This window comes from Pseudomonas lijiangensis, from assembly GCF_018968705.1.
Lineage (GTDB): Bacteria > Pseudomonadota > Gammaproteobacteria > Pseudomonadales > Pseudomonadaceae > Aquipseudomonas > Aquipseudomonas lijiangensis.
In genome coordinates this window covers 498,046-520,200 of the sequence record NZ_CP076668.1, presented here as the reverse complement: position 1 = coordinate 520,200, position 22,155 = coordinate 498,046, and the positions used below count along the sequence as shown (strand labels likewise).

Here is a 22,155-nt window from a genome sequence, read left to right as displayed (position 1 = left end):
GACCGGACGTTATGGTTTTTCAAGGAGTTCACATGAAGTTTCTTTCCACCCTTATTCTGCTCGGCAGCTTCACGCTGTCAGCCCCCCCGTTACTCGCTGCCGAACAGGCCCCGCCTCCATCGGAGTGCCTGGTCAAGAGCCAGGAGATCAGCAGCAAGATTCAGGAAGCCAAGGCCGATGGCAATAAACGCGAGCAGGCAGGCCTGGAAAAAGCCCTGAGTGAGGTCAACGCCAACTGCACCGAGACATCCTTGCTCAAGCAGCGGGAACAGAACGTGCTGGATGCCAAGCGCGAAGTGAGCCGCCGCCAGAACGACCTGAACAAAGCCATGGCCAAGGGCGACCCGGAGAAAATCGACAAGCGCAAAGACAAGCTCGCCGAGTCGCGCAAACAATTGCAGGACGCCCAGACCGAGCTGGAAAAAGTCCAGTAGGAATAGTGCCGATCAGTTAAAGCACAAACAACACATGTGGGAGGCAGCTTGCTGGCGAAAAAGGCCTGAAACTGACAGATATTCTGCGTCGTACGCTGAAGTCGCCAGCAAGCTGCCTCCCACACAGTGATTCATTGACCTTGACTGATCGGCATTATCCAGTAGCGAATTCAGTGATTCCTGAATTCCCGGTGACAGGCCTGGCATGCAGCCTCGACCTTGTCGACTGCGGGTGCCAGGTTGCTGGCGGAAAACGGCCTGACGCCGGATACCTTCACCAGTTTGCCGGTTGCGGTTTCAAGAGCACGGGCCATGTCCTGAAAGCGTGCCTGTTTCTGCCAGACAGCATCCGTTGCGCTTGTATGGTCGGATTCCCTGACCTGTGGAAAATGCTTCCAGGGTTCATGGGCCAGGCTGTCGAGACGAATCGCCCCATCGCTGAAACGCTGGCCATCGAATGCGATGCGCCCACGCAACATGCCTCCCAGATCCTCGCTGGTCTTGAGCATTTCCTTGAAGATCGCCTTGCGCTGCCCCAAGGGTGAATCGGGGTCGACACCGCCACAGGCGCTCAGTACCAGACAGGACAACAGGACAGCACACAGTCTTTTCAAATCAGGGCTCGATGCATCGGATGGGCAACGGTGGCCAGTGTCCTTGACCACCGTTGAAGAGACGTGCAGCAATGCTGCACTCAGGCAGCCGGAAAAGCCGAAGCTACAAACATTCCTACAATGGCACCAAGACCGATCAGCCACACCACAGAACGCATGGTAGCCAGATCGGCAACGTAGAAGATGATGTAGAGCAACCGACTGGTAATGAATAGAACGGCCAGTACATCGATAGTGACCAACTGCGCATTGCCCGCTATGTGAGCAATGATGACCGCAGCAGCGAAAGCAGGAGTGATTTCATAACTGTTCAATTGCGCCGCATGGGCGCGCTTGGGAAACCCCCCCAGGGAATCGAGAAAGCTTCGTGGATCGTGATTATGCCTGTTGTTGTACCTGCCACTTCCGATCTTGGCTATGCCAGCACAAACGATCGGCAAAATGATCGCAATCAATACGCACCAGAATGCAACTGTCATACCTCAACTTCCTATAACTTGAACTTCATTAGAAACATGCCGAGCAATACCAGCCCGCAAGCCAGCAGCCGAGGGCGGCCAAAAGGTTCTTTCAGATAACGCATACCGAACAGCACCACCAGCACTACGCTGACCTCCCGCAGTGCCGCCGCTTCGGCAACCGATCCCGACTGCATGGCCCAAAGCACCAGCGCATAGCTGAACAGGACACACAACCCGACGCTCAGACCCAACTGCCACTGCTCTCGCCAGAACGACACGAAGGCCGAGCGCTTGTGACAGACCGCCAGGAACGGAAAAGGCCAGGCGCTGATCAGCGTCAGCCAGACCAGATAGTCCAGCGGATGTGCTCCCAAACGAATGGCTTGCCCGTCGATCCAAGTGTAGCTGCCGATGCATACGCCAATCATGCCCACCACGGGTAACATCGACCACGGCAGACGAGCGCCACCTCCACCCTGCCAAAGCAGACAGACCATCCCCAGAGGAATCAGCAAGATCCCGAAAATCTGCTGACCACTCAATTGCTCGCCCGCAAACACCAGAGTCAGCCCCAGCACCACCAACGGCGAAAGCCCACGCATCAGCGGATAGACCAGCCCAAGATCACCGACCCGATAAGCCTTGATCAAGAGATAGCGATAAAGCAGCTCGAACAGCGCCGACGCCACCAGCCATGGCCAGATATGAGGTTGCGGGGCAGTGACGAACCCCAGCGCCAGAAGCGCACAGAGCAGAGCCACGGCATCCATGCTGGCAATCACGAGCAGCCGTTCGACACTGAATTTGACGAGGGTGTTCCATATTGCATGCAGCACCGCTGCCATCAATACCAGAGCAGTTGCCAGCACTCAGACTCTCCTTGAAACAATTCCATGCACCTGCGCGAGCATAGTGGATTCAGCGGTTGCCGACAGATTTGCCGTGGAGAGAGCTGCTGCGATTGTCGGAGCGATTGGCTAAGATGCAAGGACCGCCGTTCATGGATGCACAGGAGCAGGAATGTCCACCGAAGAGGATATCGCCATTGTTGGCGGTACACCGATGATCCCAGATCAACGACGCGAGCTGATGCTTCGTCAACTGCGCAAGCACCAGGTACTCAGCGTGCACCAGCTGATGGAAATGTTCGAGTGCTCGCACATGACCATCCGCCGCGATATCGCCGTGCTGGAACAGGAAGGACGCGCCTATTCGGTGACCGGTGGCGTACGTATCGCCAGCCAGGTTCACAGCGAACCCAGTCATCAATCCAAGGCTGTCGTGGAGTTGCCTCACAAGCAAGGCATGGCCAGGCTGGCAGCCGGGTTGCTGCATCCGGACATGACCGTTTATCTGGACGCCGGCACCAGCACCCTGGAGATCGTGCCGCATATCGTGGCGCTGTCCGGCATGACCGTGGTCACCAATGACTTCGGCATCGTCAACGCCCTGGCCGATGCCGCTCATGTGGATGTCATTCATACCGGCGGCCTGCTCGACCATCCCAACCGCTCCAGCGTCGGCGGGCTGGCTGCTGCGACATTGCGTCAACTGGCCACGGATGTGGCGTTCCTGTCCACCAGCTCATGGGACCTGCAACGGGGCACCACCACACCTTCGGCACTGAAAGTCGAAGTCAAACAGGCGGCCATGCAGTCGGCATCCCAGACCGTACTGATCGCCACCAGCTCGAAATACGGCACCTTCGGCATGTACAAGGTTTCAGCCCTTGAACAGTTCGACACCATCATCACCGATGCCGCACTGGCAGAAGCCGCGGCCGATGGTATTCGCAAGCACCGTATCGAGCTGTTGCTGGCGCCGGTCGGGAATAAGCGCTGATCTCTTGTTTCGCGAATGAACAGGCAATGACTGTGGGAGGCGGCTTGCCGGCGACAGGGCCAGTGAGGTCAAAAACTGTTTTATCCGCTTCATTGAAGCCGTCGCGGGCAAGCCCCCTCCCACAGGGCGAAGTTGGTATTCCGATAAGCGTCAATTGCCAGTATCCACGCGCTCTGACAGAATCGCGAATCGTTCTCGTTATTTAACACATTTCCATTCGAGGCCATTCGTGTCGTCAGCCCCAAGCACTCATAACGAGATCGTTGGCGTGTTGTATCGCGACCATCGCAGCTGGCTGCTGGCCTGGCTTCGACGCAATGTGGCCTGCCCACAGCGGGCCGAAGACCTGAGCCAGGACACTTTCGTACGCCTACTGGGACGTGACGAACTCAAGACCCCGAATGAACCACGCGCCTTTCTGGCAGCGGTCGCCAAAGGCCTGTTGTTCGACTACTTCCGCCGCGCAGCGCTGGAACAGGCTTATCTCAACGAACTGATGCTGATCCCGGAAGCCGAACACCCTTCCCCGCAGGATCAATTGCTGATCCTTGAAGACCTCAAGACCATCGACCGGATGCTGGGCAAGCTGTCGAGCAAAGCCCGGGCGGCGTTTCTGTACAACCGTCTGGACGGCCTGAGCCATGGCGAAATCGCCGAGCGCCTGGGGGTTTCGGTTTCACGGGTCCGGCAATACCTGGCCCAGGCCATGCGCCAGTGCTACATCGCCCTGTATGGCGAGCCGACATGAAATTCGCTGGTTCAAGACCCGTTTCCGCCCACGTGCTGGATGCCGCCATTGCGTGGCAACTGTGCCTGGATTCCGGCGACGGGATCGAGCAGGACGAGTTCAGCAAATGGCTGGCCGCCAACGAAGAGCACGCCCGGGCCTGGAGCCAGTTGGGCATGCTCAACCAGCGCTTCGCCATTCCCGCAGGTCCCGCACGCAAGGCCTTGCAACAGGCGCCCGGCACCCTTCGCCGTCGTATACGCAAGCTGGGCGGCGGACTCGCCGGGGTATTAGTGAGCTGCGGCCTGGCGCTGTTCATGAGCGAGCGCTACCTGCCGCTGGATTACTGGCTCGCCGACCAGCGCACCGCAACCGGCGAACAGCGGGACATTCGTCTGGCAGACAACACCCTGATTCGCCTCAACACCCACAGCGCAATCGATGTGCACTACGACGCGCAACAGCGTCGGGTCGTGCTGCAGGATGGGGAAATACTGGTCGAAACCGGCAACCATGACGATCCACGCCCCTTCATCGTCGAAACCAGCGACGGCAGGATGCGCGCCCTGGGCACTCGCTTCCTCGTCAGGCGCGAAACCGATGGCACGCGCCTGAGCGTGCTGCAATCGGCGGTCGCGGCCAATCCTCGCAACCAGGGGAACGAGCAAGTCTTGCGCGAAGGGCAGCAAGTCCTGCTGACAGCCAACGGGCTCGGCCCGCTGCTGAGCCTGCCCTCAGGCGCCGATGCCTGGACGCGCGGCATGCTGGTCATGGACAACGCCCGCCTGGGCGACATGCTCGACGAACTGAGCCGCTACCGGGTCGGCTATCTGGGTGTGTCGCCTCAGGTCGCGGATCTGCGGATTACCGGCAGCTTCCCGCTGGGCAATACCGATCTGGCCCTCAAGGCCTTGATGCCGACCTTGCCGGTGCAGATCGTGCAGCACACGCCATGGTGGGTGAAAGTCCAGGCACGAACCGGGCAAGACGACGGCGCATCGCCTGAAAAACCCTGATCCGGAAATATTTTTACCAGCAGCCCTGTCACTTTTTCAGACTCGTGCGGCAGAGAGGCAATAGATACCGTTTGCCCTGGAGCCTTGTATGTCTCGCCCGCTTGAAACCCTTATGCGTCCCAGCCTGCTGGCATTGGCAATCGCCCTCGGCGCGCCGCTGGTGAGCACCGCGCCGATTGCCGCCGAACAGGCTTCAAGCGTTCGCGCCTACAACCTGCCAGCCGCCGCGCTGTCCACCACGCTGAATCAGATTGCCAGTCAGGCAGGCCTGGCCCTGGCGATCAACCCATCGCTGGTCAGCGGTCGTATGTCGGCGCCGGTGCAAGGTCAGTTCGAGGCCACTGCGGCCATGCGTCAGGCCTTGCGTGGTACAGGTCTGCAACTGGTGCAGAGCAGCGCGGGCACTTACAGCCTGGAAGCCGCACCGGAAGGGACACTGGCCTTGCCGGAAACCACCATTCAGGGCTCGCAGGGTGACAGTGAAACCGCATGGGGACCTGTCACGGGTTATACCGCGACCCGCACGGCGGCCGGCAGCAAGACAGACACGCCTATCGTAGAAGCGCCGCGTTCGATCTCGGTGGTGACCCGCCAACAGATGGATGATCGCTCCGTACTCAACCTCAATGATGCCCTGCGCTATACCGCAGGCGTCGTCAGCAGCGGTTATGGCTCTGACTCGCGCAACGACTGGCTGCGGATTCGCGGCTTTGTCCCGACCCAGTTCCTTGACGGTCTGCCCATGCCGGTCGGCTCCTACGCCAACCCCAAGCCCGAGCCATGGAACCTTGAGCGCATCGCGGTCCTGCGCGGCCCGTCGTCCTCGGTCTACGGCCAGACGCCTCCAGGCGGCATGCTCGACATGGTCAGCCGTCGCCCGCAAGCCGAAAGCAGCAACGAAGTCGGCCTGCAGGTGGGCAATAACGAACACAAGCAGATCAATTTCGACAGCACCGGCAAGATCGACGAAGACGGCCAGTTCCTGTATCGCGTCAGCGGTGTCGTGCGTGACAGCGGCTCGGCCATCGACCACATCCCGGACAAGCGCTACAACATTGCGCCCAGCGTGACCTGGAATATCGATGACGACACGCACCTGACGTTCATCTCCCAATACACCCGTGACGATACCGGGATCACCGGCCAGTTCCTGCCTTTGCAGGGCACAAAACTGGAGTCGGCCAGCGGCAGGATTTCCCATCACAAGAACCTGGGTGATCCAGACTGGGAATTCTATGACCGCACCTACTACGCGCTGGGCTATGCATTCGATCATCGCCTGAACGATGTCTGGCAGTTCCGCCAGAACCTGCGTTACACCAAGAGCGATCTGTCGTTCCAGGCTCTGAGCGTCAACAATGGTCCGACCGCCGTCGATGCGGACGGCAACATCGGGCGCACCACAGGCGTGGTCAACGAAGACATCAGCCAGTTTGCCGTGGACAACAACTTCCAGGCCGACTTCCAGACCGGCGCCTTGATCCATACCGTATTGCTGGGCCTGGACCATCAGCGCTCCAATACCAACTATCAGTGGCTGTATGGCTTTGGCAACGTGCCGGGCACCAACGTCAACCGCCCGGTGTACGGCGCTGACTTCTCCAACGTGCTCTATTCGTCACTGTACGACTACAACCAGAAAACCCAACAGACCGGCCTTTATGCACAGGACCAGATCTCTCTGGACAAGTGGCGCCTGACCCTCGGCGGTCGTGAAGACTGGGTGCATACCGGCACAAAGTTCTATAACAACAACGATGTGACCAGCACCCAGAGCGACAAGAACTTCAGCGCCAATGCGGGCTTGAGTTATGTCTTCGATAATGGCTTCACGCCGTATATCTCCTACACCGAGTCGTTCCAGCCTGCGACCGGCGCAGGCGTCAGCGCCACCGAGTCGTTCAAGCCCACCGAAGGCCGTCAGTACGAAGCAGGCCTGAAGTATCAACCGCCCGGCTCCAAAACCCTGCTGACTGCGGCCGTGTTCGACCTGCGCCAGAAGAACGTATCGATCACCGAGAACAACATCACCAGCCAGATCGGCGAGATCAAGGTTCGTGGCCTGGAGCTTGAAGCCACTTCGGACGTGACTGACAACCTGAAGCTGATCAGTTCCTATACCTACACCGACAGCGAAATCCTCAAGGGCGACGACAAGGGCAACCGTGTCCCGCAAGTACCACGCAATCAGGCCACGGCCTGGGCTGACTACACCTGGCACAACGGCGCACTCGATGGCTTCGGTGTCGGCGCAGGCGTGCGTTATGTGGGTGACACTTATGGCAACCAGAGCAACACCGCTCTGGGCCATGTAGGCTCCTACACCGTTTACGACGCTTCGGTGCATTACGACCTGGGCCGTCTGGCCAGCAGCCTGAAAGGTGCTTCGGTGGCAGTGGACGCCAAGAACATTTTCAACAAGGACTACCTGGCAACCTGTGATGGTTTCTGGTGCTACTACGGCGATCAGCGCAACGTCGTCGCCAGCGTCAATTACAAGTGGTGATCTGACACCCCTACCAAAGGCCCTCTGATTGTCAGCGGGCCTTTTGCTTTTTGGAACATGCAATGAAAAGCCAAACCGTGCGCCACTGGTCCATCGTCCATACCTGGAGCAGCCTGATCTGCACACTGTTCCTGCTGATGCTGGCAGTGACCGGCCTGCCGCTGATCTTTCATCACGAGATCGACCATCTGCTGGGCGACGCCCCGCACTATCGGGAAATGCCCGCCGACACACCGCGCCTGAATCTTGAACAACTGGTCCAGGCCGCCGAGGCCCACCGGCCCGGTGAAGTGCTGCAGTATTTCGGCTGGGACGAAGACGATCCCGATGGCGTCATGGCAATTACCGCAGCGACCGCTGGCACCGAGCCCAATTCGTCCCACACCTTCGCTCTGGATGCCCGTACCGGTGAAGCCCAGGAAATGCCATCGGCCAATGGCGGCTTCATGATGGTCATGCTGCGCCTGCATGTGGATATGTATGCAGAGCTGCCCGGCAAACTGCTGCTGGCTTTCATGGGCTTGCTGTTTGTAGTCGCGATTGTTTCAGGGACCGTGCTGTATGCGCCCTTCATGCGCAAGCTCGAGTTCGGCACCGTCCGCGCAGGCAAATCCACGCGCACCCGCTGGCTGGACCTGCATAACCTGATTGGCGTCGTGACCCTGACCTGGGCGCTGGTGGTGGGTGTGACCGGAGTGATCAGCGCCTGCGCCGATCTGTTGATTGCCTCATGGCGCAACGATGCTCTGGCGACCATGATCGAACCGTACCGCGACGCCCCGTCACTGCTTCAGCGAGCACCTGCCACACGCCTGCTGGATATCGCAGAAGCCGCCGTGCCGGGTATGAAACCGGACTTCATCGCATTCCCCGGCACGCGCTTTTCCAGCGAGCACCATTACGCCGTATTCCTCAAGGGCGATACGCACCTGACCGCTCACCTGGCGACACCGGTCTTGATCGACGCCCAGACCCTGCAGGTCACCGCCATCGTCGAACGGCCCTGGTACATGGATGCTCTGGGCATGTCGCAACCGTTGCACTTCGGTGATTACGGCGGCATGCCGATGAAGATTCTGTGGGCGGCGCTGGATGTACTGACCATCATCGTGCTGGGTAGCGGGCTTTATCTGTGGTGGGTACGGCGTCGGGCGCAGGTCAAACCATGAAAAAGGGCTCGACGTTTGCGGTGCCCGGCCTGATTGCAGTGCTGACTGGCACGGGATTGTTCATGGCCCTGCTGGGAGATAACGGATGGGACATCCTGGCCTGGATCGGGATGGGGATTGCGGCGGGGTTGAGTATTCGGGGGTTGATGAAGCGGCGGTGATGACCTATCCGCTCTGTGTGGGAGATTCTATGGTTGTGATCAAGCCATAACCCACCCTTTGGTTTGATATTCGCTCTGATTCTTCATCAGGGCGAATGCCACCCGAGCGAGTTTACGAGCGAGCATGACGAGCACTTGTGTGGTCGCTTTTCCATGGCTGCGATGATGGTCGTAAAACTCTTTCCAGGCACTTGATCGGCTCGCGGACATGGCGGCGTTGTGCAGCAATCGGCGGATCTCCGAACAACCTCGCTTGGTCAGGGATCGGCGGCCATTTTTTTGGCCTGAGTCAGTCACCCTCAGGTCCATGCCCAAAAAGGCGATGTATGAATCGCTACTCGTGAAGTCGCCTCGGCTGTAAGCCATGACCAGAGCGGTCGCGGTCAGAAAACCGATGCCTTCGACAGCTTGGCATCGGGCGACTTGCTCCAGCAGGCCGGCTTCGCGCAAGACCTCTTTGAGCTTCTTCTGGACCAACAGGTCCAGCCGCTCGATGGACTTGAGGAAAGCTGCGAAGGCGGCTTTCAAACTGGCGTCATTGGCCCAGCTCTGGGTCAGGCTGGTTTTGGCCTGAACCAGCGAAGCCCTGCGGCGCAGAAGGCTTTGCAGCTTGCCATAGACGGCTGGAGGCGGGGTCCAGGGGCGTAGATCTTCGCCTTCGTTTTTCAGAAAACGGGCCAGAAGCCGAGCATCGGAAGCGTCCGTTTTGCTACGACCACCAATGCCTTTACGGTAATTGCTCAGTTGAAAACCGTCGATGATGTAGACGTCAAAACCAGACTCGTAAGCCAGCTCGACCAGATCGACGTGATAAATATTGGTCGCCTCAACAGCAATGGCGGTGGGCCTTGGCAACGTTTTAAGCCAGCGCTTTATGGCGGGCTTTTCATTGGCTATCGAGGTGAGCAGATCCAGGTCTGCCTGATAGGTAACGAGTTCAATCTTGGCAACATCCACGCCCACGATTGACTGCGAAACGCGCATTGCCATGGGCACTTCTCCACGCTAAGGTTTTACGGCTTGAGGGGGTTCACCCAGAGGCGCAGGCTTGTTTCTATCGTCGCTTGAACGAAGCATTCTTTATCGGCGCTTTTGGTGGAAGGGGTGAGGCGAGGTCTCCCACGGTCTGTACTGTGGCTGCAGTCAGATGCGAATTGTTCGTCCCACCACCCCTTCAAGCTCTACCATACAAGCGAATTCATTCGCGAAATGTTCAGCATTGCAGACCAACAATCCGCTGACTAATCTATGAATCTGTACCTGCCGAGGAAGATTCATGTCAGCACCGACCATGACGCTGTATTCCAACCCCGCCTCTCCTTTCGCCCGCAAGGTGGTGGTTCTGCTTCATGAAACCGGGCAGCTCGACCGCGTGCAATTGCAGACCACACTGCTGACACCGGTCAACCCTTCTGCCGAACTCAATGACGACAACCCCGCAGGCAAGATCCCGGCCTTGCGCCTGGCTGACGGCAATATCATTCATGACAGCCGGGTGATCCTCGACTATCTGGACCACCAGCATGTCGGCAACCCACTGATCCCTCGCGAAGGCTCGGCGCGCTGGAGGCGTCTGACCCTGGCATCCCTGGCCGATGCGCTGATGGACGCCGCCCTGCTGATCCGTTACGAAACCGCGCTGCGCCCCCAGGAAAAGCACTGGGATCAATGGCTCGATAACCAGCAGGAAAAGATCGAACGAACCCTGAGCTATTTCGAGCAGGATGCAATTACCGAACTCAGCTCATCCTTCGATGTAGCCTCCATCAGCGTAGCCGCCGCCCTGGGCTATCTGGACTTCCGGCAGCCGGACCTGCGCTGGCGCAGCAGCTATCCGCGACTGGCCAACTGGTACGCCGACGTCAGCCAGCGACCCTCGATGCTGGCGACACAGCCGTTCGTTTGAGTCGCGATTTCAGCCCGTGAAGTCGATCAGCAATCGGGCTGGTCGGCGGTATAACGGCGTGCAGGGTTTACTGCGGCATCGAACTCGCGCAGGGCCTTGGCGCCGATCAGCAATGGGTAGTTGAAGTGGCTGCGATCCACCAGGTTCACTTCGACCGTGCGCTTCTTGTTGCCCAGGCACAGTTCAAGATCAACGACCGGGCGTTTGGCCGAATCGATGGTTTCATCGTCGTCATCGCCCTCGGCGCGGCCCTTGATCTTGCTGATACGCGAAACCTTGTGTTCGTAGACTTTATTGTCGGCATCCTTGGTCGCCAGACGGAAACGCACCCAGTCTTCGCCACCACGCTGGAACAACTCGATGTCCTTGGCCGACAGGGATGCTGTCAGTGCACCGGTGTCCATCTTGGCCTTGAAGGTCTGGCCGATCTCGGCGACCTTGATGTTTTCATAGCGACCATACAGCGTCGGTTCGGCGGCCATGACAGGCAACGCCAGCAGGGACAACAGCGCCAGAATCGGTTTCACGTGGCAGGTTCCTCGCAGGGGGCAGCGCCTTATTGACGCCCGGTTTTAGACAGCAAACTTGAAGTTTGTTCGAACAGGATCAGCATAATCGTCAGCGCGTGAAACATTTGTAAGCACCTGTGTAATTGGCGCGGCAAATCAGTGTCTCTATCATTGCCAACCTTGAAGAGACTCAAGAGAACCTTATGCGTCGAGTGCTTTGTGGCTGTTTCGTCACCCTTCTGCTGTTGATCAACACCCTCGTGCTGATCGGCCCGCTATTGGTTTGCGCCCTGCTCAAACTGCTGTTTCAGGGGCACATGCGTGATCACTGCTCGGCGGCGGTGATGTGGTTTGCGGAAACCTGGGCGCACATCAACAAATACATCTTCGGCGCATTCACTCCGACCCGCTGGGAGATTCGCGGCCACGAGGACCTGCGTGGCGATACCTCCTACCTGCTGATCTGCAACCATCAGTCGTGGGTTGATATACCGGCCCTTGTACAGGCGCTCAACCGTCGTACACCGTTCTTCAAGTTCTTCCTGAAAAAGGAACTGATCTGGGTGCCGTTCCTGGGGCTGGCCTGGTGGGGACTGGATTACCCGTTCATGAAGCGCTACAGCAAGGCGTTCCTGGCAAAGCACCCGGAACTCAAGGGCAAGGATCTGGAAATCACCAAGGCCGCCTGCGAACTGTTCAAGCGCCAGCCGGTGACCATCGTCAACTATCTGGAAGGCACACGCTTCACAAAAGCCAAGCATGCGGCCCAGGCATCGCCCTACCAGAACCTGCTCAAGCCAAAGGCCGGAGGCGTGGCGTTCGTGCTGGCTGCCATGGGTGAACAACTGGATGCGATTCTGGATGTGACGGTGGTGTATCCCGGCTCAAGGATTCCGGGGTTCTGGGACATGCTGTGCGGGCGAGTGCCGAAGGTGATCGTCGACATCAAGACCCGGGAACTGGACCCCGCGCTGTGGCAGGGCGACTACGAGAACGATCCGCTGTTTCGCGAGCGGATCCAGAACTGGGTCAACCAGCTCTGGATCGAAAAGGACACCCATATCAGCGCCTTGCGTAACGAATCAGCTACCGGCACCCCATAAGCCGCTCAGGCTCTGCAATGCGGAGCCGCTGGCGCCTTGCTGGCCGAGGTATTGCAGGATCACCGGCACAAACTGGCTGACCATGCTGCTGTCCATGCCCAGCGCCTTGAATGCGTTGTTCACGTCATCCATGTTCTGCACATTGCCCAACGCACTGCCGAGCGCCGAACTGTTTCCCGATTTTCCGCTGCCGCCCAGCAAGGCACCAAGCCCGCCGTCACCCAGCGTATTCAACGCGGAAAGCCCAGACAGTTGATCGAGGCCCGGAACGGATTTGGTGAGTTGGGAGTAATCGGGGCCGGTGAGTTTGTTCTTCGCCAGCCCAAGTAAAGCGCCCGTACCGCCAACAGCCTGTTCGGGGGTGACATTCAGTTGTGTACCGAGGGTATTTAGCAGGCCGGCAGCCTCAGGTGCCGCCGTGGCTTTCTGATTACCGCCTGTGGCGTTGGAAACCGCATTGGCTGCGTCATTCAGATTGAACGCAAAAGCCGGGCTTGCCGCCAGGGCCATCAATGTAGCAAGTGCCATACCGCGAACAGTGTTCATTACAGTCAACCTCTAGAACCGAAACCATCGGTGGATGGTAAAACAGACGGTTTGACTGGAGGATGCAGACCTTGTTCCCGGATGTAACGGCTGGAGGGTGGTTCTTTCCGAAACGGACGTGCAAAGTCGCGGCCAAGGCCCCTCCCACGGGATTGTGGAGGGGCCTTGGCCGCGACAGGCTTACGCTGCGCTGAACAGTTTGTGCGGGTCGATCACGAATTTCTTCGGTACGCCCGCATCGAACTCGCCGTAGCCACGTGGCGCGTCATCCAGGCTGATGACTTCGACACCCACCACATCGGCGATCTTGATACGGTCCCACATGATGGCCTGCATCAATTGGCGGTTGTACTTCATGACCGGGGTCTGGCCGGTATGGAAGCTGTGGGATTTGGCCCAGCCCAGGCCGAAGCGAATGCTCAGGCTGCCCATTTTCGCTGCAGCATCCACAGCGCCCGGATCTTCGGTGACATACAGGCCGGGGATACCGATCTTGCCGGCAACCCGCACCACGCCCATCAACGAGTTGAGCACCGTGGCCGGCGCTTCGGACTGCGCACCCGCATGACCATGGCCACGCGCTTCAAAGCCCACGGCATCGATGGCGCAATCCACTTCCGGCTCGCCCAGCAGCGCAGCAATCTGTTCGTGAAGTGGAGTATCCAGCGACAGGTCGGCGATCTCGAAACCCTGAGCCTTGGCGTGAACCAGACGCGTCGGGTTCACATCGCCGACGATCACCACCGCAGCACCCAGCAAGCGGGCCGAAGCCGCAGCCGCCAGACCGACAGGTCCGGCACCAGCGACGTACACGGTACTGCCCGGACCGACGCCCGCAGTCACTGCGCCGTGATAACCGGTTGGCAGAATGTCGGAGAGGCAGGTCAGGTCGCGAATCTTCTCCATGGCCGCATCGCGGTCAGGCAGTTTCAGCAGGTTGAAATCGGCGTAAGGCACCAGCACGTATTCCGCCTGCCCGCCGACCCAGTCGCCCATGTCGACATAACCATAAGCCCCACCGGCACGCGCCGGGTTGACGCTCAGGCAGACGCCGGTGTGCTGCTCCTTGCAACTGCGGCAACGACCGCACGCCACGTTGAACGGCACCGAAACCAGATCACCGACCTTGAGGTTTTCGACATCGCGCCCGGCTTCGAGCACTTCGCCAGTAATTTCATGACCGAGCACCAGGCCGGTCTGGGCAGTGGTACGACCGCGAACCATGTGCTGGTCCGAGCCGCAGATGTTGGTGGAAACAACGCGCAGAATGACTCCGTGTTCGATGCGCTTGCCCCTTGGATCCTGCATTTTCGGGAAAGGAATTGTTTGCACCTCGACCTTGCCAGCGCCGAGATACACCACACCGCGATTACCAGACATGCATGCCACCTCTATATTTGTTGTTGGGAAGAGGGAGTGTTGGCTACAAGTAGCAAGCGTCAAGCTGCAAGAGGATCTCGCCAGCCTTCCATTTGCTGCTTGTAGCTTGAAACTTGTCGCTTGCTGCTGCCGCTTTTTCACTTGCCGCTTGAAACTTGCAGCTTGTAGCTCTACAGAACTACTGTCCTATTGGCATTCAAAAACACACGCCGCTCGATGTGATACCCGACGGCCCGTGCCAGTGTCAGTCCTTCGATATCCCGGCCTTTGGCAATCAGGTCTTCGGGATAGTGACTGTGGTCTACCACTTCGACGCCCTGGGCAATGATCGGTCCTTCGTCCAGGTCGTTGTTGATGTAATGGGCCGTCGCGCCCACCAGTTTCACGCCTTTGTTGTAGGCCTGGTGGTAAGGCTTGGCGCCCTTGAAACCCGGCAGCAGCGAGTGGTGAATGTTGATCGCCTTGCCGTCGAGCTTGCGGCACAAGTCCGGTGACAGCACCTGCATGTAACGGGCGAGGATCACCAGTTCCGCGCCTGAATCTTCGATGACCTGCCAGACCTTGGCTTCTTGAGAAGGCTTGTCGTTCGGGTCGAGTGGGAAATGGTAGTACGGAATTCCGTGCCAGCCAGCCAGAGGCTCAAGATCGGGGTGATTGGAGACCACCGCAACCACATCCATGGACAACTGGTTGATGCGTTGGCGATAGAGCAGATCGTTCAGGCAGTGATCGGCCTTGGACACCATGATCACGACTTTTGGACGGTAGTTCGGCGCTGTCAGCTCGAAGATCATGCCAAAGGCTTCACCGCGCTCGGTCAGGCCAGAACGAAAGGCTGCTTCGTCGAAGCCGTCGGGCTGACGGAATTCGACACGAATGAAAAAACGTCCCGAGAGCCGGTCATCGAACGAATGGTGCTCGGTGACATAGCAGCCCTGCTCGAACAGATAACGGGTTACCGCATCCACCGTCCCCAGCACACTGGGGCAGTCGGCAGTCAAAATCCATGTATCGGGGGCGCGACTCATATTTAAAGAGACTCCTGCCTCATTGGTTTTTCGCGGATAAATCCGCTCCTACAGAATTTGTGGGAGGGGCTTCGCCGTGGGAGCGAATTCATTCGCGAACGGGGGCTCACTACGCCTTGATGCTCAACCCATACTCGGCACTGGCATCCTGCAGCCACAGCCACCAGTAATCCGCGAAGCTGCGACGGATCAGCAGTTCCCAGGTTTCCTCGCCGGTGCGGCGAATCACCAGTTGTGACTTGGCGAACACCGTGCCGACCGCCTTGCCGACCGGGAAGTTGTCCGGGTGCACGTCATAGCTGGTGGACTTCATCAGCACTTCACGAACATTGGGGCCGGTCAGCTCCAGAATGGATTGGCCACCGCTGACATTCACCACCGAAATATGCAGCCCTGCCAGTGCTTCGCGCAGACGTTGTTCGGTCGCGAACTCTTCGCCGGTAGGCACGATCAGCAGCCACTCATCCGGGCCAAGCCATTGCAGCGAGCTTTCGCCACTGGTGACCAGAGTGAGTGCCGCAGGCAGCTCCATGCCCAGCGCCTTGTGAACTCCGGCAGCAAACGCCGGATCGCGGCCATCGCCACGAATGGTCAGGTGGCCGAGCAGTTTCTTCTCGCGAAGGATCACGCCAGGGTTGGCGCGACCCTTGCCGACCAGACTGTCGAGGTTAGCGTGGAACAGCGGCGATTCAGCCTTTACGCCCGCTTCGGGGCGCTGTTGGTATACGTTGACTGTGGTCATGGGACACCTTTGTGCCTGTAGGAGCGCGCTTGCCCGCGACCTCCATGGTTCAAACAATGAAAACTGCGTCTGCAAGCAGGTCGTCGCGGGCAAGCGCGCTCCTACAGTGCGTGGGTTTACTCAACGTTCTGCTGATCGCCTTTGGGGTCGAAGAACACCGAAGAAACGATTTCGGCTTCGATCACGCTGCCATCGGCCAGCGGTGCAAAGACCCGCTCGCCCATGCGCTGCAAACCGCCCTTGACCACGCCCATCGCAAACGAATAACCCAGCGAGTTGTGGGCATAGCTGGAGGTGACGTGGCCGACCATGTTCATGGGGATCGTCTGCTGGGTGTCGAAGACCAGTTGCGCACCTTCCGGCAGCCATTTGGTCGGGTCGACCGGCTTGAGGCCCACCAGTTGCTTGCGTTGTTCACGCACGCAATCTTCGCGGTTCATGCCGCGCCAGCCGATCCAGGAGAACGGTTTGGTGCGACCCACGCACCAGCCCATGTTCAGGTCGTCCGGGGTCATCGAGCCGTCGGTGTCCTGACCGACGATGATGAAACCCTTCTCGGCCCGCAGCACGTGCATGGTCTCGGTGCCGTAAGGCGTCAGGTTGTACTTCTTGCCTGCCTCGGCGATCTTTTCCAGAACACCCATGGCGTAGTCAGCCTGGATGTTGACCTCGTAGGACAGCTCGCCCGTAAAGGAAATACGGAACACACGTGCCGGCACGCCAGCCACCAGGCCTTCTTTCCAGGTCATGAACGGGAAAGCTTCGCGGCCCAGATCGATATCGGTCACTTCGCTGAGCAGCTTGCGGCTGTTGGGGCCGGACAGGGTCAGGGTCGCGTAATGGTCGGTTACCGAGGTGAAATACACCTTCAGGTCGGGCCATTCGGTCTGCTGATAGATTTCCAGCCATTGCAGCACACGGGCCGCGCCGCCAGTGGTGGTCGTCATGATGAAGTGATTGTCAGCGACGCAGGCGGTCACGCCGTCGTCGAAGACCATGCCGTCTTCCTTGCACATCAGGCCATAACGCGCCTTGCCCACATCCAGCTTGGTCCAGGCGTTGGTGTAGATGCGGTTCAGGAACTCACGGGCGTCCGGGCCTTGAATGTCGATCTTGCCCAGTGTCGAAGCGTCCAGCAGACCGACGCTTGCGCGCACGGCCTTGCATTCACGGGCGACAGCGGCATGCATGTCTTCACCGTTTTTCGGGAAGTACCATGGACGTTTCCACTGACCGACATCTTCAAACTCGGCACCGTTCTTGATGTGCCAGGCATGCAGTGCCGTAAAGCGTACCGGCTCGAAAATGTGTCCGCAGTGACGACCGGCAATGGCGCCGAAGGTCACAGGCGTGTAGTTCGGGCGGAACATGGTGGTGCCCATCTCGGGGATGGAAACCTTCAGCGAACGGGCAGCAATGGCCAGACCGTTGACGTTGCCCAACTTGCCCTGATCGGTGCCGAAACCCAGCGCGGTGTAGCGCTTGACGTGCTCGACCGACTCGAACCCTTCGCGGGTCGCCAGTTCGATGGCGGCGGCGGTGACATCGTTCTGCAGGTCGACGAACTGCTTGGGTGCGCGGGCCGTGCCTTTTTCATGGGGCACATGGAACAGCGCCAGCGCCGGTTCTTCTGCACGGCTCAGGGCTTTGGGCATGACGCCTTCCACTGCCTTGAAACCGGCCTCGCTGGCAGCCCGAGCACCACCTTCAAAGCCGTCGGCCAGGGTATCGGCCAGGCTGTAGACGCCATTCACGCCGCCGACACAGACACGTTTCTGTGGCGCTTCGCCCGGCACGAAACCGAGAATGTCTTCACGCCAGACCGGCTTGCCGCCCAGGTGCGACGCCAGGTGCACGATCGGGCTGTAACCACCGGAGCTGGCAACCAGATCACAGTCAAGCCATTCGCCAGGGCTGGTAACGCTCAGGGTCTTGACGTCGATGGCCGCCACACGGGCAGCCGTCACGCGCTTGCTGCCACGGGTTTCGATCACGGCACTGGAGGTCAGGATACGAATGCCCTTGGCCCGCGCCTCTTCAACCAGCGGACCACGCGGGTTGTGACGCGCATCGGCAATGGCTACCACTTGCAGGCTGGCATCGATCCAGTCCAGAGCAACGCGATAGGCGTGGTCGTTGTTGGTAGACAACACCAGCTTGCGGCCCGGAGCCACGCCATAACGGCGAACATAAGTAGAAACGGCACCGGCCAGCATGTTGCCCGGCACGTCGTTATTGCCGTAGACCAGCGGGCGCTCGTGAGTACCGGTGGCCAATACGACACGCTTGGCACGTACGCGGTGCATGCGCTGGCGCACCATGCCAATCGGGGCGCGATCACCGAGATGGTCGGTCAGGCGCTCATGAATGGTCAGGAAGTTGTGGTCGTGATAGCCGTTGACCGTGGCGCGAGGCAGCAGGGTCACGTTCTTGAGACCCTTGAGCTCGGCAATGACGGTAGCGACCCATTCGGCGGCCGGTTTGCCGTCGAGGCTTTCGCGGCTGTCGAGCAGACTGCCGCCGAACTCTTCCTGCTCATCGGCCAGAATCACCCGTGCGCCACTGCGCGCAGCGGCCAGGGCAGCGGCCAGACCGGCAGGCCCGGCACCGACGATCAGCACGTCGCAGTGCTGGTTCATCGCATCATAACTGTCCGGATCGTTCTCGGTCGGCGAGCGGCCAAGACCGGCTGCCTTGCGGATGTACTTCTCGTAAGTCATCCAGAACGATTGCGGGTACATGAAGGTTTTGTAGTAGAAACCCGGTGGCATCAGCTTGCCGCCGACCTTGCCGAGAATCCCCATCACGTCATTGTTAACGCTCGGCCAGCCGTTGGTGCTGGTCGCCACCAGCCCCGGATACAGCGCCTGCTGGGTAGCACGCACGTTGGGGATCTGGGTCGCTTCGGTAGAGCCGATCTGCAAGACCGCATTCGGCTCTTCGGAGCCCGCCGCGAAAATGCCGCGAGGACGGGAATACTTGAAGCTGCGGCCGATGATATCCACACCATTGGCCAGCAACGCAGCGGCCAGGGTATCGCCCTCGAAACCCTGGTAAGACTGGCCGTTGAAGGTGAAATTCAGCACCTTGCTACGGTCGATACGGCCACCGTGGGGCAGTCGGTTGGTCTGGCTCATGCCTTGTCTCCCTTGGCCGTGAACTGTGGCTTGGCGCCAATCGGATAGGTTTCCAGAATCTCGTAGGTCACGGTGTCGCGGGTGGCATTGAAATACTGGCGGCAACCGGCGGCGTGAATCCACAACTCGTGATGCAGGCCACGGGGGTTGTCACGGAAGAACATGTAATCGCCCCACTCTTCGTCGGTGCAGGCGTTCGGGTCCAGAGGACGCGGGATATGCGCCTGGCCAGAGCTGTGAAATTCCTCTTCGGAGCGCAGTTCGCCACAGTGAGGACAGAAGATATGCAGCATGAGGGTGTTCTCCTGTTTAGTGGGCTACTGCAGCAGCGCCGTGTTCATCAATGAGGGCGCCGTTGTGGAAACGGTCGATGGAGAAAGGCTTGGCCAACGGGTGCATCTCACCCTTGGCAAGGCTCGCGGCAAATACGTTGCCCGAGCCAGGCGTTGCCTTGAATCCACCGGTGCCCCAACCGCAGTTGAAGAACATGTTCGGTACAGGTGTCTTGGAGATGATCGGGCAGGCGTCCGGCGTGGTGTCGACGATGCCGCCCCACTGGCGGTTCATGCGCACCCGCGACAGCACAGGGAACATCTCGACGATGGCCTGGATGGTGTGTTCGATCACAGGATATGAACCGCGCTGGCCATAACCGACCCAGCCGTCGATACCAGCACCGATCACCAGGTCGCCCTTGTCGGACTGGCTGATGTAGCCGTGAACGGCGTTGGACATGATCACGCTGTCGATGATGGGTTTGATCGGCTCGGACACCAGTGCCTGCAACGGATGGGATTCGATCGGCAGACGGAAGCCTGCCAGTTTCGCCATGTGCCCGGAGTTACCGGCTGTCACCACACCGACACGCTTGGCGCCGATGAAGCCCTTGTTGGTTTCGACGCCGATGCAGACACCGTTTTCCTTGCGGAAACCGATCACTTCGGTCTGCTGGATCAGGTCCACACCCAAGGCATCGGCGGCACGGGCAAAGCCCCAGGCCACGGCATCGTGACGGGCAACGCCGCCACGGCGCTGGACCGTTGCACCAATGATCGGGTAACGCGTGTTTTTCGAGCAGTCCAGGTACGGAATCTCTTCGGCAACCTGCTTGCCATTGAGCAGTTCGCCATCCACACCGTTGAGGCGGTTGGCGCTGACTCGACGCTCCGAGTCGCGCATGTCCTGCAGGGTGTGGCACAGGTTATAGACGCCGCGCTGGGAAAACATGACGTTGTAGTTCAGGTCCTGGGACAGGCCTTCCCACAGCTTCATCGCGTGTTCGTAGAGATGAGCCGACTCATCCCACAGGTAGTTGGAACGGACGATGGTGGTGTTGCGCGCCGTGTTACCGCCGCCCAGCCAGCCCTTCTCGACCACGGCCACGTTTTTCACGCCGTGTTCCTTGGCCAGATAATAGGCCGTTGCCAGGCCATGCCCGCCACCGCCGACAATCACGACGTCGTAGACTTTCTTGGGCGTCGGCGTGCGCCACATGCGCTGCCAGTTTTCATGATGGCTGAGGGAGTGTTTGAAAAGGCCGAAGCCTGAGTAATGCTGCATGAAAGGCTACTCCTGACTCAGCGATAAACCGGGAAATCGGCGCACAGTGCCGCGACCTGACTGGCGACGTTGGCCTCGACATCGGCATCGCCGAGGTTGTCGAGAATGTCGCAGATCCAGCCGGCCAGCTCGGTGCATTGGGTCACCTTGAAACCGCGACTGGTGACGGCCGGGGTGCCGATCCGCAGGCCCGAAGTCACGAACGGCGATTGCGGGTCGTTCGGGACCGAGTTCTTGTTGACGGTGATATGCGCACGGCCCAGAGCGGCGTCCGCATCCTTGCCGGTCAGGCCCTGGCGAATCAGGCTGACCAGGAACAGATGGTTGTCGGTACCGCCGGACACCACGTCGTAACCGCGATCCACAAACACCTGCGCCATGGCCTGGGCGTTATCGATCACTTGTTGTTGATAAGCCTTGAAGCCTGGCTCCAGCGCTTCCTTGAAGCACACGGCCTTGGCGGCGATGACGTGCATCAACGGACCGCCCTGCCCGCCCGGGAATACGGCGGAATTGAGTTTTTTCTCGAGGTCTTCGTTGGCTTTGGCCAGGATCAGGCCGCCACGCGGGCCACGCAGAGTCTTGTGGGTGGTGGTGGTCACCACATCGGCGTAAGGCAGCGGGTTCGGATACAAACCGGCAGCCACCAGTCCGGCCACGTGGGCCATGTCGACGAACAGGTAAGCACCGACCTTGTCGGCGATTTCACGGAAGCGCGGGAAATCCAGAGTTTTCGAGTAGGCCGAGAAACCGGCGATGATCATCTTCGGCCTGGTTTCCAGGGCGATACGCTCGACTTCGTCGTAGTCGATCAGCCCGGTATTGGTGTCGATGCCATATTGCACAGCGTTATAGAGGCGACCGGAGAAACTCACCTTGGCACCGTGGGTCAGGTGACCGCCATGGGCCAGGCTCATGCCCAGCACGGTATCGCCCGCTTGCAGCAGAGCCAGATAGACAGCGGCGTTGGCCTGGCTGCCGGAATGGGGCTGGACGTTGGCGTAATCGGCACCGAACAGTTGCTTGGCCCGCTCGATTGCCAGTTGCTCGACCTTGTCGACGTGCTCGCAGCCACCGTAGTAGCGCTTGCCCGGGTAACCTTCAGCATACTTGTTGGTCAGTCCGCTGCCTTGAGCCTGCATGACGCGCTTGCTGGTGTAGTTCTCGGAGGCGATCAGCTCGATATGGTCTTCCTGACGCTGCTCCTCGGCGTTGATGGCCGACAACAGTGCATCGTCATATCCCTGAATCTGGTCTTGCTTGCTGAACATCGCGGTTCTCCCAGCGGCGGCGTTGCGCCTGGCTTGTCGGCAG

General features: G+C 59.5%; 22 protein-coding genes. 9 read left to right on the top strand and 13 right to left on the bottom strand.

Annotation, left to right across the window (positions count from 1 at the left end; translation table 11 throughout):
• The first annotated feature begins 32 nt into the window (after window positions 1-32).
• Window positions 33-434: a DUF1090 domain-containing protein gene (locus KQP88_RS02345; protein WP_200993898.1), complete on the top strand. Its 402-nt coding sequence runs from the start codon at window positions 33-35 to the stop codon at window positions 432-434.
• Between the two features lie 170 nt (window positions 435-604).
• Here the strand turns inward: KQP88_RS02345 and KQP88_RS02340 are convergent, their stop codons facing one another.
• The 3 genes from KQP88_RS02340 to KQP88_RS02330 form a co-directional block, all read right to left on the bottom strand.
• A complete protein-coding gene (locus tag KQP88_RS02340) occupies window positions 605-1,048 on the bottom strand; it encodes a c-type cytochrome (RefSeq protein WP_253950539.1) in 444 nt (147 codons plus the stop codon).
• 80 nt (window positions 1,049-1,128) lie between these two features.
• Window positions 1,129-1,527 carry an MAPEG family protein gene (locus KQP88_RS02335; RefSeq protein ID WP_216704746.1) on the bottom strand — a complete coding sequence of 133 codons (399 nt, stop codon included), beginning with the start codon at window positions 1,525-1,527 and terminating at the stop codon, window positions 1,129-1,131.
• A gap of 11 nt (window positions 1,528-1,538) precedes the next feature.
• On the bottom strand, window positions 1,539-2,378 hold the full coding sequence (locus KQP88_RS02330) for a DMT family transporter (RefSeq protein WP_216704745.1): 840 nt from the start codon (window positions 2,376-2,378) through the stop codon (window positions 1,539-1,541).
• Window positions 2,379-2,529: 151 nt separating this feature from the next.
• On the opposite strand from KQP88_RS02330, the gene KQP88_RS02325 reads away from it, so the two are divergent.
• From KQP88_RS02325 to KQP88_RS02300, 6 genes are all read left to right on the top strand, one after another.
• The gene (locus tag KQP88_RS02325) at window positions 2,530-3,351 is read left to right on the top strand and encodes a DeoR/GlpR family DNA-binding transcription regulator (protein ID WP_198724278.1); all 822 of its coding nucleotides are present in this window, start codon (window positions 2,530-2,532) and stop codon (window positions 3,349-3,351) included.
• Window positions 3,352-3,580: 229 nt separating this feature from the next.
• Window positions 3,581-4,099, top strand: coding sequence for an RNA polymerase sigma factor (locus KQP88_RS02320; protein WP_216704744.1), 519 nt, complete (start codon window positions 3,581-3,583; stop codon window positions 4,097-4,099).
• Window positions 4,096-5,094 (top strand): FecR domain-containing protein, encoded by a 999-nt coding sequence (locus KQP88_RS02315; protein WP_216704743.1) that lies wholly within the window; start codon window positions 4,096-4,098, stop codon window positions 5,092-5,094. The genes KQP88_RS02320 and KQP88_RS02315 overlap by 4 nt, the downstream gene beginning before the upstream one ends.
• Window positions 5,095-5,182: 88 nt before the next feature.
• The gene (locus tag KQP88_RS02310) at window positions 5,183-7,600 is read left to right on the top strand and encodes a TonB-dependent siderophore receptor (RefSeq protein WP_216704742.1); all 2,418 of its coding nucleotides are present in this window, start codon (window positions 5,183-5,185) and stop codon (window positions 7,598-7,600) included.
• A 62-nt stretch (window positions 7,601-7,662) separates the two neighbouring features.
• Window positions 7,663-8,769, top strand: a complete 1,107-nt coding sequence (locus KQP88_RS02305) for a PepSY-associated TM helix domain-containing protein (protein ID WP_216704741.1) — start codon at window positions 7,663-7,665, stop codon at window positions 8,767-8,769.
• Window positions 8,766-8,930 (top strand): hypothetical protein, encoded by a 165-nt coding sequence (locus KQP88_RS02300; RefSeq protein ID WP_198724272.1) that lies wholly within the window; start codon window positions 8,766-8,768, stop codon window positions 8,928-8,930. The genes KQP88_RS02305 and KQP88_RS02300 overlap by 4 nt, the downstream gene beginning before the upstream one ends.
• A gap of 39 nt (window positions 8,931-8,969) precedes the next feature.
• Here the strand turns inward: KQP88_RS02300 and KQP88_RS02295 are convergent, their stop codons facing one another.
• A complete protein-coding gene (locus KQP88_RS02295; protein WP_216704740.1) occupies window positions 8,970-9,920 on the bottom strand; it encodes an IS110 family transposase in 951 nt (316 codons plus the stop codon).
• 286 nt (window positions 9,921-10,206) lie between these two features.
• Here KQP88_RS02295 and KQP88_RS02290 point away from each other — a divergent pair, with 286 nt between their 5' ends.
• The gene (locus tag KQP88_RS02290) at window positions 10,207-10,836 is read left to right on the top strand and encodes a glutathione S-transferase family protein (protein WP_183143800.1); all 630 of its coding nucleotides are present in this window, start codon (window positions 10,207-10,209) and stop codon (window positions 10,834-10,836) included.
• 26 nt (window positions 10,837-10,862) lie between these two features.
• On the opposite strand, the gene rloA2 is transcribed toward KQP88_RS02290, so the two are convergent.
• Window positions 10,863-11,363, bottom strand: coding sequence for a retropepsin-like aspartic peptidase RloA2 (gene rloA2 / locus KQP88_RS02285; protein ID WP_200993904.1), 501 nt, complete (start codon window positions 11,361-11,363; stop codon window positions 10,863-10,865).
• A gap of 185 nt (window positions 11,364-11,548) precedes the next feature.
• Here rloA2 and KQP88_RS02280 point away from each other — a divergent pair, with 185 nt between their 5' ends.
• A complete protein-coding gene (locus KQP88_RS02280; protein WP_216704739.1) occupies window positions 11,549-12,448 on the top strand; it encodes an acyltransferase in 900 nt (299 codons plus the stop codon).
• Here KQP88_RS02280 and KQP88_RS02275 read toward each other — a convergent pair.
• From KQP88_RS02275 to glyA, 8 genes are all read right to left on the bottom strand, one after another.
• On the bottom strand, window positions 12,428-12,994 hold the full coding sequence (locus tag KQP88_RS02275; protein ID WP_216704738.1) for a DUF2780 domain-containing protein: 567 nt from the start codon (window positions 12,992-12,994) through the stop codon (window positions 12,428-12,430). The genes KQP88_RS02280 and KQP88_RS02275 overlap by 21 nt on opposite strands.
• A 180-nt stretch (window positions 12,995-13,174) precedes the next feature.
• Window positions 13,175-14,374, bottom strand: coding sequence for a formaldehyde dehydrogenase, glutathione-independent (gene fdhA / locus KQP88_RS02270; protein WP_198724259.1), 1,200 nt, complete (start codon window positions 14,372-14,374; stop codon window positions 13,175-13,177).
• Window positions 14,375-14,544: 170 nt separating this feature from the next.
• Window positions 14,545-15,402, bottom strand: a complete 858-nt coding sequence (gene purU, locus KQP88_RS02265; protein WP_025258205.1) for a formyltetrahydrofolate deformylase — start codon at window positions 15,400-15,402, stop codon at window positions 14,545-14,547.
• A gap of 109 nt (window positions 15,403-15,511) precedes the next feature.
• A complete protein-coding gene (locus KQP88_RS02260) occupies window positions 15,512-16,144 on the bottom strand; it encodes a sarcosine oxidase subunit gamma (protein ID WP_200986111.1) in 633 nt (210 codons plus the stop codon).
• Between the two features lie 116 nt (window positions 16,145-16,260).
• Window positions 16,261-19,281, bottom strand: a complete 3,021-nt coding sequence (locus KQP88_RS02255) for a sarcosine oxidase subunit alpha (protein WP_216704737.1) — start codon at window positions 19,279-19,281, stop codon at window positions 16,261-16,263.
• The gene (locus KQP88_RS02250) at window positions 19,278-19,574 is read right to left on the bottom strand and encodes a sarcosine oxidase subunit delta (protein ID WP_025258202.1); all 297 of its coding nucleotides are present in this window, start codon (window positions 19,572-19,574) and stop codon (window positions 19,278-19,280) included. Before KQP88_RS02250 ends, KQP88_RS02255 begins: the two co-directional genes overlap by 4 nt.
• Before the next feature lie 16 nt (window positions 19,575-19,590).
• Window positions 19,591-20,841, bottom strand: a complete 1,251-nt coding sequence (locus KQP88_RS02245) for a sarcosine oxidase subunit beta family protein (protein ID WP_025258201.1) — start codon at window positions 20,839-20,841, stop codon at window positions 19,591-19,593.
• A 17-nt stretch (window positions 20,842-20,858) separates the two neighbouring features.
• The gene (gene glyA, locus KQP88_RS02240) at window positions 20,859-22,112 is read right to left on the bottom strand and encodes a serine hydroxymethyltransferase (RefSeq protein WP_200993908.1); all 1,254 of its coding nucleotides are present in this window, start codon (window positions 22,110-22,112) and stop codon (window positions 20,859-20,861) included.
• Window positions 22,113-22,155: the final 43 nt, after the last annotated feature.